Here is a 15,060-nt window from a genome sequence, read left to right on the forward strand (position 1 = left end):
GTTACCTTCCCACCAGTCCGGTGCGATTGATCAGGGTGTCGAGCATTTCGTCCACGGCGGTCAGCACCCGGGCGGCGCCCTGGTACGCGTGCTGGAACATAAGCAGGTTGACGTTCTCCTCGTCGAGATCGACGGAGGAGTTCGAGAGCTGAGCGCCCACCGCGGCGGTCGAGGTGAGGTCGGCGAGGGATGCCTGGCGCAGCGCGTTCTTCGTGGTCACGGCCAGCGAGGTGACAATGTTCGACCAGTCGGTGCTGGGGGACCGCACCGGGTTTCCCGCGGCGTCCACGACCGTGCCGGCGCCGAGCTGGGCGATCCTGTCGGCGATGGAGCCGTCGAGGGCGCCGTTCGCGGTGAGCCCGGTTGAGAGCTCGGCGGCGTTCGTCGGCAGGACGGACAGGCCGAGCGCGGCCGGTCCCGTGCCCGCCGAGCCGAAGAAGGGGCCGGGGCGGGTCGAGTTGTCGCCGGTGGAATAGATCGCGTTGACCTTCGCGGCCAGGCCCGTGGCGAAGAAGTTGTACGCCGCGGCGGCTTCGGCGAGGGCGCCGCCGGTGCCGGCGGCATCCGTTTTCGTGAGCAGGGAGAGCGCGCCGGCGAGCTCGCCGCCGTCGACGGGGATCGCGCCGGTGCGGTCGGCCCACTCCACGCGCACGGGCCCGGCGGTGCCGACCGGGTCGGTGAGGCCGTTCGGACCGTCGAGGGTGCGGGCACCGAGCGCAACGAGTGGGCGGGCGGTGTCGCCGGTGACCAGCGCATTGCCGCCCACGAGCACGTCGACGGTGCCGTCGGGGCGGTTGACGACGGTGCCGCCGGTGAGGGCGGCCAGGGTCGTGGTGAGACCGCTGCGCTGGTCGATCAGCTCGTTGGCGTTTCCGCCGCCAGCAATCGACTGACGGATGCGCGCGTTCAGCTCGGCCACCTGGGCGGCCGCGCCGTTGATCTCGGCGACCATGGTGTCCACGCTTCCGCGTTCCGACGACCACTTCGCGGCGACCGCCTGGTACCCCTGCCTGATCTGGGTGGTGACGGCGCCGGCCTGGCCCAGCAGCACCCCGGCGGGCGCGGTCTCACCGGCGGCGTTGGCCACGTCGTGCCAGCCGGCCCAGAACTCCTGCAGCTGGGCGGAGAGCCCGTTCTCGCCGGGCTCCTTCAGCGAGGCCTCGACGGCGCTCAGCGCGTTCGCCCGCACCGCGGAGTAGCCGGCGACCGCGGCGGTGCCGCGCACCTGGGCGTCCAGCGACGCGCTGCCGAGGCGGGCGATTCCGTCGACGCTGACACCCTGGCCGGGGCGCACCCCGGAATTCATCAGGCCCACACGGGTCGACGCGTCTACCGCGGAAGTCGTCACCCGCTGCCGGGTGTACCCCTCCGTGTTCGCGTTGGCGATGTTCTGGCCCACGACGTCGAGACCCTGCCGGGCGGCGACCAGGCCGGTGTAGGCGGTGTTGAGTCCTCCGAAGGTGCTCATCGCGGCACCCTCACAGAATCTGGTCGAAAAGTCGGGAGCCGGTGGGGCGCGCACCGGCGGCCCCGGTGGCGTCATACGTCTGAGTGTTCGCGCGCACGTCGGCCAGGGTCTCCTGGCTGGAGCGGACGGCGGAGCGCAGCAGCTGCTCGTTGGCGTCGCGCAGTTCCTTGATCTGGGTGGTCAGTTCACCCATCGCCTTGAGGTGCGCGGCCATGATCTCGGACCACGGGCCGGCGGGGGCGTGAGCCACGAGCTCGCGCAGGGTGGCGTCTTCGGCCGTTCCCCAATCGAGGGCGACGGCGGCAACCTCGACCGAGCGGGCGAGGCCGGCATCCCGAACGTGGCCGAGCACCTGCTCCACCTCACGGGTGCCCTGCTGCAGCCAGCGGGTCTTGCCGTTGGTCAGCAGCAGCTGTTCCTCGTCGAGTTTGAAGACGAGCAGTTCGAGGAGCTCCCGCTCGCGCCACAGCAACGCTGATAGTTCACTGGCGCCCACGTCTCCTCCAACTGCCTGTCGTCTGGTGCGGCCGGTCCGCGCAAAATCGCGCAGGTCAACGGCTTGTTACTACGACTATCGGCAGGTGACGGCCCCCGGTTAGCCACGGTGTGGATTCAGACTGCCAGCCGAGACTGAAGGTGTCCACTAAAGGGAGGACACGATTCCGGCAGACACCGGATGCCTGGCCCCCGTTGCGGGGTGATCCGCCCCGATGTGGGGGTGCCTGGCCCCGTTGTGGGGGCACCGTTGCGCATTCGGCCACCGACCGCGCCTTTACGTTTTAATCATGGCCGCGAAGTTCGGTGGCCTGGGCCCCGAACCCCTGCGTCACATCCCCGCTTTCTCGCAACGTCCCCGTGCCTACCCGGCCACTCGTTCGACCAGGCCCTTGCCTGATCGATCGGGACAATTCAGGTGTCAAGCACTCAGGGAGTTTCGTGTGAATCGTGCAGAACGCAACCAGTTGGTGATCGACAACCTCCCGCTCGTCGGCTACCTCGTTTCCGAAACCTGGGCCAAGGCCCGGCACCTCTCCCGCGACGACCTGGCCTCGGCCGGAGCTCTCGCCCTGATCACCTCGGCGGATGCCTTCAACGCCGACCTCGGCGTTCCGTTCGGAGCGTTCGCACGGCGCCGCATCATCGGCGCCTTCGCTGACGAGATGCGCTCCAATGACTGGGCCACTCGGATGGCCCGCCGCCGCATCAAGGAGACCCGTGCCGTTCAGCAGACGCTGGCCGGCGCCCTCGGCCGCGCGGCATCCGTCGACGAGGTTGCCGCCGCCCTCGGCGTCGACCGGGAGACCGCGATCGCCGGCCTGTCCGACTCCGAGCGCACCGTCTCGACCCTCGATGACGCAACCGCCGAGTTCCTGGTTTCCGGAACCGAACTCCCCGGCGACTCGCTGCTCTCCGCCGAGCGCCTGGCCTACCTGCACGCCGCCATCGCGGCACTGCCGGATAAGATGCGCGTGATCGTGCAGCAGGTCTACTTCGACGACCGCTCGGTCAAGGAGATCGCGGTCGAGCTCGGAATCACCCACTCGGCGGTGTCTCAGCAGCGGGCGGAGGCCATCCGTCTGCTCCGCGACGGCCTGGGCACGCACTACTCCGACGACGCCGAGGTGGAATACGTTCCCGAGTCCCGCATCGCGCCGGCCCGCCGCAGCGCCTACCTCGCCCGCCTCGCCGACCAGGCCATGCTCGGCCTCGCCACCGCGAGTGGGGTGGCGTACGCCGCCGGGTCGACGGATGCTGCCGATCCTGCCGGTTCAGACACCCGGGAAGTTTTTTCGATCAACGGCTAACGCGGTCTCAGCAGAGGCCGATAGCTCACTGTGTCAGGCCATGGATGGCCTGGCGTTCACCACCCAATCACGGAGGATTTCATCATGGGTATGCAGATCAACACCAACCTCGCGGCCAACAACACGTACCGCAACCTGGCCGCCACACAGAACGACATGTCCAAGTCCCTGGAGAAGCTCTCCAGCGGCCTCCGCATCAACCGCGCAGCGGATGACGCGGCCGGACTGGCCATCTCCGAGGGCCTCAAGTCGCAGGTCGGTGGCCTCACGGTCGCCAGCCGCAACGCCCAGGACGGCATCTCGGTCATCCAGACCGCTGAGGGTTCCTTGAACGAGGTCACCTCGATCCTGCAGCGCGTTCGTGACCTCGCAGTCCAGGCCGGCAACGACTCGAACAACACCGATTCGCGTACCGCGATCACGACCGAGGTTCTTGCCCTGGGCAAGGAACTTACCCGTATCGGTGCCTCGACCAACTTCAACGGTACGGCCCTGCTCGACGGCGTCAAGGCGTCGCTGACCTTCCAGGTCGGCGCTGGCAGCGTCGCTGCAACCGACCAGATTGTCGTGAATCTCACGAACGTGTCTACTATCGGTGCCGCCATTGAGGTGCTGGGAACTGCAGCGACTGACGGTTTCAAGGACGCAGCAACGGCCCTGTCCACCATCGCCGCACTGGACCTGAACATCAAGGCCGTGTCCACGTCACGCGCCGAGCTTGGCGCGAACCAGAACCGGTTCGAGAGCGTCATCAAGAACCTGGCCGTCTCCAAGGAGAACCTCACCGCTGCCGGCTCGCGCATCCGCGACACCGACATGGCCGAGGAAATGGTCAAGTACACCCGTTCCAGCATCCTCTCGCAGGCCGGTACCGCCATGCTCGCGCAGGCCAACCAGTCCGCTCAGGGCGTGCTGTCGCTGCTCCGCTAACCCTGAGTAGCTGAACCTTTCGGGAAACCGCACGGTGAACTATGGCTGGTGGTGACCTAAGAGATGAACTGGACCTCATCCCTCGGTCGCCACCAGCCATTCACGTTTACACCCGCACCATCCAGCTTGATCGCAGAAACGTAAGGAGGGGAAGACATGACGAACGCCATCGACGGACTCGTCTCCGGGCTCGACACCACCTCCCTGATCAACTCCTTGATGCAGGTCGAAGCCGTTCCGCAGACGCTGCTGAAGGCCAAGGTCTCCTCGTCGCAGAACCTGATCTCGGCGCTGCAGGGCCTCAACACCCAGATCGCCGGCCTGGCCGATCTGGCCGGCAAGGCCGCGAAGCCGGCCGCACTCGACCTCTATTCGGCCACCATTACCTCTCCCACCGTCACGACGGCGGTCTCGGCCAACGCCAGCGCCGGGCAACTCGACGTCGTCGTCACCAACCTCGCTCGCAGCCAGGTCGGCGTCTCCGCGGCCATGACCGCCTGGCCCGCCGACCCGGCCGTGCTGACCATCGTCTCCGGCGGTGTCACGACCGAGATCTCCGTCAGCTCGACCTCTCTCGACGCCGTCTCCACGGCCATCAACGCCGCCAACACCGGAGTTACCGCCACGAAGGTCGCGTCCGGAGTGGATGCCGGCGGCGTCGCCCAGTACCGGCTCCAGTTCACCGGGAATGACTCCGGTGCGGCCAAGGCCTTCAGTGTCTATCAGGGCACCGCCGCCGAGGTCACGGCGAACAGCGCGCCCGATTTGCTGGCCGCCGCGGGTGCCGCCGTCATCCGCACCGCCCAGGACGCCAGCGTCACCCTGTGGGCCGGCAGCACCGCCGCCCAGACGATCACCTCGGCCACCAACACGTTCGCGAACCTGCTGCCCGGCGTCGCGATCACGGTATCCGCCGTCTCCGTTGACCCCGTCACCATCAAGGTCGCTCGTGACGACGCGCAGATCGGCTCCCTGGCCTCGGGTCTGGTCAGCTCCCTGAACGGCGTCTTCGCGCTGATCTCCACCAAGTCCGCGGTCGTCAACAGCACCAACGCGTCGGGGGCCGCCGTGTTGTCGGCCGGCATCTTCACCAGCGACAGCACCGTGCGCGACGTCAAGCAGCGCATTCTCACGGCCGCCTCGGCACCGATCAACGGGCACTCGCCGTCGGAGTACGGCATCAGTATCACCCGATCCGGCACCATGGAGTTCGACGCGGCCAAGTTTGCCGCGGCCCTCGCCAAGGACCCGGTAACCGTCAAAGCAGCAGTGCAAGAGATCGCGACCCGCGTCGCAGCAGCGGCGTCATCGGCCTCGGACAAATACGACGGTCAGATCACCGCGAAGATCACCGGTCAGCAGTCCACGGTCAAGAACTTAGGCGACCGCATCGCCGACTGGGACCGCAGCCTGGCCACCCGCCGGGCGACCCTGCAGAGCACCTACACCGCACTGGAAACCCAGCTCAGCGCCCTGAAAGCACAGTCCTCGTGGCTGAGTGCCCAGGTTGCCGGGCTCCCGACCTCGAGCACAGGATGATGATGGCTGTTATGAGCATGATGGGTGGGGCACAGGCCCGGCGCGCACAGTTGAACCGCGAAGCGGTGCTCTCGGCCACGCCGGTGCGCCTGCTCACGATGCTCTACGACCGGTTGCTGCTCGATCTCGGCCGCGCCGAGATCGCCCAGAATATCGAGGACTGGGCCGTCGCCTCGGAGCACCTCCTGCACGCCCAGGCGATCGTCTCCGAACTGTCGACCTCGCTCAACGTGGAGGCCTGGGAGGGCGGCGAGGGTCTGTTCGCCCTGTACACCTACGTGTCCAACGCGTTGATGAGCGCCAACATCCATCGGGATGTCGCCCGTACCCGGGAGGCCATCGCCCTGCTCGAGCCGCTGCGGCAGACCTGGCACGAAGCGGCCGAGCTGCTGCCGGCCCAGAGCGCGGCGCGTGCGGGCGGGGAGTACGGTCTTGCCTAGGGTTCTGCTCGACACCCACGAATCTGCGAACGACCGCCAGGAGTGGCTGGATGTGCTCGACCAGCTCGAGTCGAGCCTCGGCTCGGGCGCGCGCGACGCCGTGCTGGCCGGCCCGGGGGAGCGCTTCTCTACCGGCGTGCAGTGGCGTGCGCCCGAACACCTGGGCCAGCTGCCCGCCGACCTCGAGACGCGCGCCCGGCGCCTGCTCTCCGGCCAGCTCGAACTGATCAGCGAGATCGAGGATGCCCGGCGCTCCGCCGGCGTGCACCTCGCCGCCGTGCGCACCATCATCTCGGCCCAGCACACCGACCAGGCCGTCTACCTCGACATAGCCGGCTGACTGCCCGCCCACCTCGCGCCCGTTGCCGGCTACCGCCGCTGCGGGCCAACTGTTGCCCGCTCGGACATTTGTTGCCCGTGCGCGGGCAACAGTTGTCCGTTTCGACAACAGTTGCGGGGTTCCGCTCGAAAACGTGAGGAAAGAAGTTCCGCGACAACTCCTTACGCGCCTCGGCCACCGGCCGATAGCTAGGAGCGAGCAGGGATTGCTCGACCACAGGCCACGGATCGGCCGCCCTCGTTTTGCCGACGAATCGGGTATCCGTGTTTGAATCCGTGACCATGACGGCGCTCTCCAGCGCGCTGGACGGGCTGGCCCTGCGCCAGCGCACCATCGCGAACAACATCGCGAACGTGAACACGCCGAACTACCACGCCAAGCGTGTGGCGTTCGAGGATGCCCTGGCGCAGTCTGTGCAGGCCGGCAGCGGCAGCACTGTCGCCACCACCGCCAGTTCCCTCGAGCCCACCCGCCTCGACGGCAACAACGTCAACCTCGACACCGAGACCCTCTCCAACATCGACACCGTGCTGCGGTACCAGTTCGCGGCGCAGGCCGTCAACGGGCCGTTCACGGCCATGCGCTCCGCGATGCGAACCAGCTGATGACCCTCGACGCCATCGGGATTGCCGGCAGCGGCCTCACCCTGCACCGCAAATGGCTCGACGCCGTCGCGGACAACATCGCCAACGCCAACACGGTCACCGCCACCGACGGTGACGCCTTCCAGGCGCGCTACATCGTCGCCCAGGCCGGCCAGGGCACCACCGGCGCCTATGCGGCCGGGACGGCACTCGGCGACGCCGAGGGAATCCTGACCTTCGACCCGAGCAACCCACTCGCCGACGAGGCCGGCTACGTGCGCCGCCCGGACGTCGACATGGCCGAGCAGATGGGCGCGCTGATCATGGCGCAGCGCGGCTACCAGGCCAACGCCGCCGTCGTCGACCGTGCCAAGACGACCTACGAAGCCGCACTCCAGATTGGACGCTCCTGATGACCATCGGTTCGATCAACCCGATCCAGTCCGTGACCGGCACGGGATACCTCTCCGGCGTGCAGGGCATGCAGGGTGTGCAGGGAACCACGGGGAGCCAGGGCACCGACGGTTCGGCCTTCGGCAGCGCCCTGGTCGGCGCTGTCGACAATCTGCAGCAGCTGCAGGCCACCTCCAACACCCTCACGGTGCAGGCCGTAACCGGAAACCTGACCGACATCCACTCGGCCACCCTGGCCTCGACTCGCGCCCAGGTCACCCTCGAACTCGTGGCCGCCGTGCGCAATAAGGGTGTCGACGCGTTCAACGAGATCATGAGGATGCAGGCCTGATGCCGCGCCCGATCACGTCGGCCTTCGCACGCCTCGGCCAGAGCATCCGGTCCTTCTCCGTCGCCCAGCGCACGGTCGCCATCATCGGCGTCGCCGTGCTTGCCCTAGGCATCGCCGCCCTGAGCATGTGGGCCACCAAGCCGGCCTTCACGCCCCTGTTCTCCGGGCTGAGCGGTTCCGACGCGAATACCATCGTCGAGCAGCTTCGCACCGACGGCGTCGCCTACGAGCTCAGCGACGGTGGCGCGACGATCCTGGTGCCGCAGCAGAACGTCTACGACGAGCGCCTCAAGGCCGCCGCAGCCGGCCTGCCGTCCTCCAGCACGGGCGGCTACGGGCTGCTCGACACCATGGGTGTCACTTCCAGCGAGTTCCAGCAGTCGGTCACCTACAAGCGGGCGCTCGAGGGCGAACTCGCCAACACCGTCAAGGCCATGAAGGGCGTCAAGAACGCCTCGGTGCGCCTGGCGATCCCCGAAGAGACCGTGTTCGCGTCGGAGCAGAGCGACCCCACGGCATCCGTCTTCGTGGAGACGGCCACCGGCAGCACCCTGAACGCCGACCAGGTGCAGTCCATCGTGCACCTCACCTCGGCCTCCATCGCCGGGATGGCACCCACCGACGTGGCCGTCATCGACTCCACGGGTGTCGTGCTCTCGGCGGTCGGCGTGGGAGCGACCGGATCCGCCGACCAGCAGGCCGGCGCCTACGAGGACCGCGTGCGGGGGGCCGTGCAGGCCATGCTGGACAAGGTCGTCGGGCCCGGCAACGCCACCGTCGTCGTGGCCGCCGACATGAGCTACCAGTCGGCCCAGCGGGTCGAGGAATCGTTCACCACCCCGACGGATGCCCCGGCCCTCAACGAGGCCGTCAAAACCGAGTCGTACACGGGCTCCGGCGGCTCCGCGGCCGGCGTCCTCGGCCCGGACAACATCGCCGTCCCGGCGGGCACCGAGGGCGATGGAACCTTCACCTCCGAGGACACCACCAAGAACAACGCGGTCAACAAGGTCACCGAGACCCGCACCATCCCGGCCGGGGAGATCAACCGGCAGACGGTCTCGGTGGCCGTGAACGCCGACGTCGTGGGTCAGCTCAACGTCGCCGACGTCACCTCGCTGGTGGCCTCGGCCGCCGGCATCGACGTGCAGCGCGGCGACGCGGTCACCGTGGAGGTAGTCAGCTTCAACGGCGGCGCGGCAGAGGATGCCGCCGCGGCCCTCGCGGCGACCGAAGCGGCGGCCGCCGCCGACCGGTTCGCAGAGATCATGCGCATCGCCATCATCACCGCGGGGATTGTCATCACTTTCGTGCTGGGGCTCATCCTCTACGCGCGTCGTTCGCGCCGCCAGAGCCGCGAGTCCATCGAGCTTGACGAAATGATGGAGGTCCGGCCCGCGCTGTCCGTGCCGGAGGTGCCGTTCCCGCTGAGCGCCCCGATCGCGCCGATCATGATCGACCCCACCCCGACCGTGGCCTATCTGCCGCCGGCCTCCGACCGGATGCGGGTGGAGATCGACGCACTCGCTCAGCGTGACCCTGCGAAGACCGCGGAATACCTCCGCGGCCTGATGGATGACCGGCAGCCCGCATGATCGACGCCCAGCCGGCCCTGACCGGCACGCAGAAGGTCGCCGTGGTGCTGATGAGCATGGAGCACCAGCGCGCCACCGAAGTGATGAAGCAGTTCACCGAGGCCGAGGCGGCCGATATCGCCGCGGAGATGGTGCAGTTGCGCCGGGTCGACCCGGAGGTGACCGAAACCACCGTTCTGGAGTTCCACGAACTCACGGTCAAGGGTGCCCATACCCGGCGCGGCGGTCACGCCTATGCGATCGGCCTGCTTGAGGCATCCTTCGGCGCGGAACGAGCGGCCGGCGTCATGGTCAAGGTGGCCTCGTCGATGGCCGGCAAGGCCTTCGAGTTTCTCGACGCCGCCGAGCCGTTGCAGATCCTCACCCTGCTTGACGGCGAATTGCCCCAGACCATCGCGCTCGTGCTCGCGCACCTGCGCCCCGGGCACGCCTCCGCCGTGCTCGGCGGCCTCGACGCCGACCTGCGCGCGGAGGTGGCGCAGTGCATCGCCGGCATGGGCACGGCCACCCCCGAGGCCGTGCGCGTGGTCACCGAGACCCTCAAGGCCCGGGTCGGCGCCGTCGCCTCCTCCCGCGACTCGGTGGAGATCGTCGGCGGTATCCAGCCGCTCGTCGAGATCATCAACCGGGCCGATGTGGCCACCGAACGCGCCCTTCTCGAAGCCCTCGATGCGCGCGATCCGGCCCTGGCCGAAGAGGTCCGGTCACGGATGCTGACCTTCGCCGACATCGTCAAGCTCGAAAACCGAGACGTACAGCAGGTGCTCCGCGGCATCGACGCGGGCATCCTCGCCATCGCCATGAAGGGCTCCGCGGACGCTGTGGTCTCGATCATTCGCACCAACCTGTCCGAGCGCAACCGGGAGATCCTCGACGACGAGGTCAAAGCCATGGCGCCCGTGCGGGTGTCGCAGGTCGAGGAAGCGCGCGCCACGATCGTGCGGGCCATCCGCGACCTCGAGGCGCAGGGGAGCATCACCGTGCAACGTGCCGAGGAGGACGACTATGTTGTTTGACGCAGCGACCGCCCGGTCGAACTTCTCCGCCGTGACCTTCCCCAGCCTGCAGGGCGAGCGGGACGCAGGCGGCGACGCCTCCCGGGCCCGGGGGCACGCCGCCGGCTACACCGCGGGACTCCGGGCGGCCGCCGCCGAGGTGGATGCCCGGATCGCGCGGCTCGACGCCGAGCAGGCCGCCGCCGGTGCCATCGGCCAGGCGCGGATCGACCGGGCGGTCGCGCTGCTGGGTGCCGCCGCCGCCGCGCTGCACGAGCGCACCGTTCCGGTGATCCAGGAGGCGGAGGACACCCTTGTCGCGACCGCGCTCGAGCTGGCCGAAGCGATCCTCGGCTACTCACTCGGCGACGCCGACGCCTCGGCGCGGGCCGCACTGGGCCGCGCCCTCGCGACCGGAGTGACCGGTGCGACCGTCACCACCGGCGCACTCGGTACCGTTCGCCCGCACTCCGTGCGGATGAACCCCGCCGACCTTGCTCTGATCGACCTGATCACCCGCGCGGATGCCGGCGTGGACTTCACGGCGGACGCCGACCTCGCCCGTGGCGACGCGATCGCCGAGTTCCCCGATGGATTCCTTGACGCCCGGATCGGCACCGCGCTTACCCGCGCGAAGGCCGCCCTCACCGGAGCCCGGTCGTGACCCTGGCGCAGGCCCCCGCCTGGCGTCCGCGCGCGGGAAAGATCCGCTCCGCCCTCGACGCCGCGCGGCCCCAGCGGGTGGGCGTCGTCTCTTCGATCGTCGGTCTCGGTCTGGAGGTGCGCGGGCTCAATTCCGCGATCGGCGATCTGGTCACGGTCGGCGACGGCGGGGAGATCGACGCCGAGGTGGTCGCCACGACGCAGGGCGGCATCCGGTGCATGCCGCTCGGCCGGATGACCGGTATTCGGATCGGCGCGCCCGTGCGCTCGGACGGAACCCCGCACCTCGTGCCCACCGGCGCCGGCCTGTTCGGGCGCGTCATCGACGGCCTCGGCCGGCCCATCGACGGCAAAGGCCCTCTCTCCGGTGCCCGGTTCGTCGGCCTCGATCACGACAGCCCCTCCGCGATGGCCCGCTCCCGCATCCAGACGCCGCTCCAGTTGGGTGTGCGCGTGCTCGACACCCTCACCACCGTCGGGAAGGGACAGCGGATGGGCCTGTTCGCCGGCTCCGGCGTCGGCAAGTCCTCGCTGCTTTCGATGATCGCCCGCGGCACCGACGCGGAGGTCTCGGTCATCGCCCTGGTGGGGGAGCGCGGCCGCGAGGTGCGCGAATTCCTTGAAGACGACCTCGGACCCGAGGGGCTCGCCCGTTCGATCGTGGTCGTGTCCACCTCCGACGAACCGGCCATGATGCGGCTGCGCGCCGCCTTCCTGGCCACCCGGATCGCCGAGTCGTTCCGTGACGAGGGAGCCGACGTGATGCTGATGATGGATTCACTCACCCGGGTGGCGATGGCCCAGCGCGAGATCGGCCTCTCGGTCGGCGAACCCCCTGCCACCCGCGGTTATCCGCCCTCGACCTTCTCCCTGCTCGCCCGCCTACTCGAACGGGCCGGCACCGACGAAACCGGGTCGATCACGGGCGTCTACACGGTGCTCGTCGACGGCGACGACCACAATGAACCGATTGCGGATGCCGCCCGCTCGATCCTCGACGGACACGTCGTACTCGACCGCAAACTGGCTGTCCTCGGCCATTTCCCCGCTGTCGACGCGCTCTCCTCGATCTCCCGTGTCGCCTCCCGGGTCAACAGCCCCGAGCAGAACCAGGTCGCCGGCCTGTTGCGCCGGGTGCTCGCCGCACGCCGCACCGCGCAGGACCTGCTCGACGTCGGCGCGTACCGGCGGGGCACGAACCCGCTTGTCGACGCCGCCGTCGACAACGAGGGCGCCATCAACGCGTTCCTCCAGCAGCGCATGGACGACCAGACCTCGGCCCCGCTCGCTTGGGACCAACTCACGACACTTACTCGAACGCTGGGGGCGCTCTGATGAAACGCACTTTCGCTTTGGCCGGGCTCCTCCGGCTTAGGCACCTGCAGCAGGACCAGGCCGCCGGCGACCTGGCCCAGGCCAACGCCGTCGTTCAGGCGAACGCGGCTCGCCGGGCCGCGACCAGGGCCACTCTGCGGCACGCGCCGAGTCTGGCCAGCGGGGCTGACACGCTGTCGGCGATCGCCTCCGCCCGCGCCTCGGCGCACAGCATGTTGGCCGACATGGAGGCCCTCGGCCGCAACTACCAGGTTGCCGTCGGCGAGGCGCAGGTCGCCTTCGAAGCGACCCGTGCCGATACGGTGCGGTTGGAGAAGCTCGAGGGCAGGCACGGAGCCCTGGTCGCGGCCAACGACCTGCACCGCGAACAGGCCATCCTCGACGAGATTGCGTCGACCGGCTGGCACCGCAACCGGGGCGCGGGCGGTGACCCGCGATGACCATGATCGCGGCGATGAGCCGGGTCAGCGAGATCCAGGCGACACTCGTTCAGCTCTCGGCCGGGGCGAACGCCCAGAAGGCGCAGGCTACTGCCGCAGCCGGCAGCGCCACCGCCGGGGCGGGCGCGAGCACCTCGGCGAACACCTTCGCCGACGCCCTCGCGTCGGCGTCGGGCGCCGCCGCGGTCGGCCCGGCCGCACCGAGCCCGGGTGGGGCCACCGGCGCCGACGTGGTCGACGCCGCGAAGAAGTACCTGGGCGTGCCCTACGTCTTCGGCGGTGAAGACGCCAGCGGCATGGACTGTTCCGGGTTGGTGCAAACCGTGTATGCCGAAATGGGCATAGACGTGCCGCGCCTCGTGTCGGGCCAGATGAAGATCGGCACCGAGGTCGGCTCCCTCGCCGAGGCCAAGCCCGGTGACCTGATCGTCACCGGCGGCGGCGAGCACATCCTGATCTACGCCGGCGACAACAAGGTCATCCACGCGCCCTACGAGGGCCGCACGGTCTCACTGGTCGAGGCCTACATGGACGACTCCGAGATCGACACCATCCGCCGTGTGATTCCGGATGCCCCGGCCGCCACCGCGAGCCCGGCGTCCTCGAGCACGGCCTCCGCTTCGTCAGCCGCCGGCAGCCAGCTCAGCGCCGCACTGGCCTCATTCATGAACGGAGCCTCCCGATGAGCGCCACGTCCGTCCGGCTGGCGCCGACGCCCCACACCGCGGCGCAGGCGCTGGCATCCGCGTCCTCATCCGCTGCCGCGTCCTCATCCGCCTCCTCCGCCGCCGCCTCCCCCTCGGCTTCGCGTGGCCCGCTGGGTGCCCGCCCGGGTGCCGGCTCATTCGCGTCCGTGCTGCAGGGCACCCTCGTGGGCCCGCGCACCTCGGCGATCGCGTCTCCGCCGGGTTCCGCGTCAACCTCATCCCGGGCTCCCGAGCCGACCTCGGAGCGCACCGCCGAACCGGCCTCCGGACCGACCACTGATCTGAGGAACGCCCTGACCGGCGCGGCGCCGGCCCCGGAGCACCAGCAGCCGCGCGCCATCCCGACCGCCGCCGGGTTCAGCCTCTCGCCACTGCCGACCGGTGCGAAAGCCACCGGAGCCGACAGTGCTGCCCTCGCCGACTCCGTCGGGACCGAGGCCGTGACCATCCCGACCGCCGCCGCCGGCACCGCCGGCACCGCCGAGACTTCCACCATCGCCGCCACCGAATCCGAAGCCGACTCAGACTCCACGGAGACGTCCGCCGCAGACTCCAACACTTTCACCGCAGCGAACGCCGCTGGCGGTACCGCGCTTCCGGCCGGGACTCTCGCTGCCCCGATGCCGGTGCCACCGGCACCCGCCGCCGCAGCACCCGCCACCGTAGCACCCGCCGCCGTAGCGCCCGTCACCGCCGCGCCCGTCACCGCCGCAGGGCCCGGTGCCACCGCAGGGCCCGTAGCCGGGACGGCATCTTCCGCCGGAGCGACTGTCGCGGGCACGGCGCCCACGGGCCTCACGGCGCCCACCGGCCTCGGCGCGGCCGCAGGGACATCCGTCGCCGGTGACCGCGCGGCCACCGTGAACCTGAACCAGGCCGAAGCCTCGGCGCCCGCCGCCCTGCTCGTGCCGCTCGGCACGCCGGCCACGGCGGCCACCCCGGCCACCGCCCCCCTTGTGCCGTCCGGCGCCCCGGCCTCGGCCCCGGCAGCACCGCCCGCGCCACTGGCCGGCCAGGTGTCCCGACCCCTGTTCACCCTGGTGGGCGCCGCCAACGGCGACCACGTGCTGACCATCAGCGTGAGTCCCGACAATCTGGGCCCGGTCACCGTGCGGGCTCACGTGCGCGGGGAGCACATTCGGGTCGAGCTGTTCGCGCCCACGGACCTGGCCCGAGAGGCGCTTCGGGCCATCCTGCCCGACCTGCGCCGGGACCTGTCGGGCGGCGGGCTGAACGCGCAGCTCACCCTGTCGGCCGACGCCCGCGCCTCGGACCCCTCGGCCTCCCGACAGGGCGGACCCGACGCCCGCCAGGAGTGGCCGGCCGAAGACGACAGGGCGACCCGAGGCGACCGTGCGGCCGGCCCTGCCGCCGACCGTGCCGCTGACCGTGCCGCCGACCGTGCCGCCGACCTCAGACTGTCTTCCCTGCGCGCCGCCGGCTCACACACCACCATCGACGTTCTCGCCTGACC

At 69.8% G+C, this 15,060-nt stretch carries 17 protein-coding genes; 15 read left to right on the plus strand and 2 right to left on the minus strand.

Features of this window, described 5'->3' with window-relative positions; genetic code table 11:
• Position 1: 1 nt before the first annotated feature.
• The gene (flgK, locus tag E3N86_RS10965; protein WP_134511940.1) at positions 2-1,468 is read right to left on the minus strand and encodes a flagellar hook-associated protein FlgK; all 1,467 of its coding nucleotides are present in this window, start codon (positions 1,466-1,468) and stop codon (positions 2-4) included.
• Between the two features lie 10 nt (positions 1,469-1,478).
• A complete protein-coding gene (locus tag E3N86_RS10970; RefSeq protein ID WP_134511941.1) occupies positions 1,479-1,964 on the minus strand; it encodes a flagellar protein FlgN in 486 nt (161 codons plus the stop codon).
• A 442-nt stretch (positions 1,965-2,406) separates the two neighbouring features.
• On the opposite strand from E3N86_RS10970, the gene E3N86_RS10975 reads away from it, so the two are divergent.
• The 15 genes from E3N86_RS10975 (at position 2,407) to E3N86_RS11045 (ending at position 15,058) form a co-directional block, all read left to right on the plus strand.
• On the plus strand, positions 2,407-3,273 hold the full coding sequence (locus E3N86_RS10975) for a sigma-70 family RNA polymerase sigma factor (RefSeq protein WP_104099368.1): 867 nt from the start codon (positions 2,407-2,409) through the stop codon (positions 3,271-3,273).
• Positions 3,274-3,357: 84 nt separating this feature from the next.
• Positions 3,358-4,203 (plus strand): flagellin, encoded by an 846-nt coding sequence (locus tag E3N86_RS10980; protein WP_194085914.1) that lies wholly within the window; start codon positions 3,358-3,360, stop codon positions 4,201-4,203.
• Between the two features lie 156 nt (positions 4,204-4,359).
• Complete coding sequence (fliD, locus tag E3N86_RS10985) at positions 4,360-5,742, plus strand: flagellar filament capping protein FliD (protein WP_134511942.1); 1,383 nt, start codon at positions 4,360-4,362, stop codon at positions 5,740-5,742.
• Positions 5,743-5,753: 11 nt separating this feature from the next.
• The gene (gene fliS / locus E3N86_RS10990; protein ID WP_104171316.1) at positions 5,754-6,182 is read left to right on the plus strand and encodes a flagellar export chaperone FliS; all 429 of its coding nucleotides are present in this window, start codon (positions 5,754-5,756) and stop codon (positions 6,180-6,182) included.
• Positions 6,175-6,522 carry a hypothetical protein gene (locus tag E3N86_RS10995; RefSeq protein WP_134342030.1) on the plus strand — a complete coding sequence of 116 codons (348 nt, stop codon included), beginning with the start codon at positions 6,175-6,177 and terminating at the stop codon, positions 6,520-6,522. The genes fliS and E3N86_RS10995 overlap by 8 nt, the downstream gene beginning before the upstream one ends.
• A 263-nt stretch (positions 6,523-6,785) precedes the next feature.
• Entirely contained in the window at positions 6,786-7,127 is a 342-nt protein-coding gene (locus E3N86_RS11000) for a flagellar basal body protein (protein WP_104099364.1), read from the plus strand.
• The gene (locus E3N86_RS11005) at positions 7,127-7,519 is read left to right on the plus strand and encodes a flagellar basal body rod protein FlgC (RefSeq protein ID WP_104099363.1); all 393 of its coding nucleotides are present in this window, start codon (positions 7,127-7,129) and stop codon (positions 7,517-7,519) included. Before E3N86_RS11000 ends, E3N86_RS11005 begins: the two co-directional genes overlap by 1 nt.
• Entirely contained in the window at positions 7,519-7,851 is a 333-nt protein-coding gene (gene fliE, locus E3N86_RS11010; protein ID WP_166785076.1) for a flagellar hook-basal body complex protein FliE, read from the plus strand. Before E3N86_RS11005 ends, fliE begins: the two co-directional genes overlap by 1 nt.
• Positions 7,851-9,446, plus strand: a complete 1,596-nt coding sequence (fliF, locus tag E3N86_RS11015; protein ID WP_134342029.1) for a flagellar basal-body MS-ring/collar protein FliF — start codon at positions 7,851-7,853, stop codon at positions 9,444-9,446. Before fliE ends, fliF begins: the two co-directional genes overlap by 1 nt.
• Positions 9,443-10,462, plus strand: a complete 1,020-nt coding sequence (fliG, locus tag E3N86_RS11020; RefSeq protein WP_104099360.1) for a flagellar motor switch protein FliG — start codon at positions 9,443-9,445, stop codon at positions 10,460-10,462. The genes fliF and fliG overlap by 4 nt, the downstream gene beginning before the upstream one ends.
• Positions 10,452-11,105 (plus strand): hypothetical protein, encoded by a 654-nt coding sequence (locus E3N86_RS11025; protein ID WP_104099359.1) that lies wholly within the window; start codon positions 10,452-10,454, stop codon positions 11,103-11,105. Before fliG ends, E3N86_RS11025 begins: the two co-directional genes overlap by 11 nt.
• Positions 11,102-12,439, plus strand: coding sequence for a FliI/YscN family ATPase (locus tag E3N86_RS11030; protein ID WP_370295424.1), 1,338 nt, complete (start codon positions 11,102-11,104; stop codon positions 12,437-12,439). Before E3N86_RS11025 ends, E3N86_RS11030 begins: the two co-directional genes overlap by 4 nt.
• On the plus strand, positions 12,439-12,879 hold the full coding sequence (locus E3N86_RS11035; protein ID WP_134374352.1) for a flagellar export protein FliJ: 441 nt from the start codon (positions 12,439-12,441) through the stop codon (positions 12,877-12,879). The genes E3N86_RS11030 and E3N86_RS11035 overlap by 1 nt, the downstream gene beginning before the upstream one ends.
• A complete protein-coding gene (locus tag E3N86_RS11040; protein WP_134374350.1) occupies positions 12,876-13,565 on the plus strand; it encodes a C40 family peptidase in 690 nt (229 codons plus the stop codon). The genes E3N86_RS11035 and E3N86_RS11040 overlap by 4 nt, the downstream gene beginning before the upstream one ends.
• Positions 13,562-15,058: a flagellar hook-length control protein FliK gene (locus tag E3N86_RS11045; protein ID WP_134511943.1), complete on the plus strand. Its 1,497-nt coding sequence runs from the start codon at positions 13,562-13,564 to the stop codon at positions 15,056-15,058. The genes E3N86_RS11040 and E3N86_RS11045 overlap by 4 nt, the downstream gene beginning before the upstream one ends.
• Positions 15,059-15,060: the final 2 nt, after the last annotated feature.

This window comes from Cryobacterium sp. Hz7 (assembly GCF_004402815.1).
GTDB classification, from domain to species: Bacteria; Actinomycetota; Actinomycetes; order Actinomycetales; family Microbacteriaceae; genus Cryobacterium; species Cryobacterium sandaracinum.

What these genes read in the sequence shown, in the direction of transcription:
- E3N86_RS11005 (WP_104099363.1), top strand. Translation starts at nt 7,127, where the DNA reads ATGACCCTCGACGCCATCGGGATTGCCGGCAGCGGCCTCACCCTGCAC.
- fliS (WP_104171316.1), top strand. Translation starts at nt 5,754, where the DNA reads ATGAGCATGATGGGTGGGGCACAGGCCCGGCGCGCACAGTTGAACCGC.
- fliE (WP_166785076.1), top strand. Translation starts at nt 7,519, where the DNA reads ATGACCATCGGTTCGATCAACCCGATCCAGTCCGTGACCGGCACGGGA.
- E3N86_RS11025 (WP_104099359.1), top strand. Translation starts at nt 10,452, where the DNA reads ATGTTGTTTGACGCAGCGACCGCCCGGTCGAACTTCTCCGCCGTGACC.
- fliF (WP_134342029.1), top strand. Translation starts at nt 7,851, where the DNA reads ATGCCGCGCCCGATCACGTCGGCCTTCGCACGCCTCGGCCAGAGCATC.
- fliG (WP_104099360.1), top strand. Translation starts at nt 9,443, where the DNA reads ATGATCGACGCCCAGCCGGCCCTGACCGGCACGCAGAAGGTCGCCGTG.
- fliD (WP_134511942.1), top strand. Translation starts at nt 4,360, where the DNA reads ATGACGAACGCCATCGACGGACTCGTCTCCGGGCTCGACACCACCTCC.
- E3N86_RS10980 (WP_194085914.1), top strand. Translation starts at nt 3,358, where the DNA reads ATGGGTATGCAGATCAACACCAACCTCGCGGCCAACAACACGTACCGC.
- E3N86_RS11045 (WP_134511943.1), top strand. Translation starts at nt 13,562, where the DNA reads ATGAGCGCCACGTCCGTCCGGCTGGCGCCGACGCCCCACACCGCGGCG.
- E3N86_RS11035 (WP_134374352.1), top strand. Translation starts at nt 12,439, where the DNA reads ATGAAACGCACTTTCGCTTTGGCCGGGCTCCTCCGGCTTAGGCACCTG.
- flgK (WP_134511940.1), bottom strand. Translation starts at nt 1,468, where the DNA reads ATGAGCACCTTCGGAGGACTCAACACCGCCTACACCGGCCTGGTCGCC.
- E3N86_RS11040 (WP_134374350.1), top strand. Translation starts at nt 12,876, where the DNA reads ATGACCATGATCGCGGCGATGAGCCGGGTCAGCGAGATCCAGGCGACA.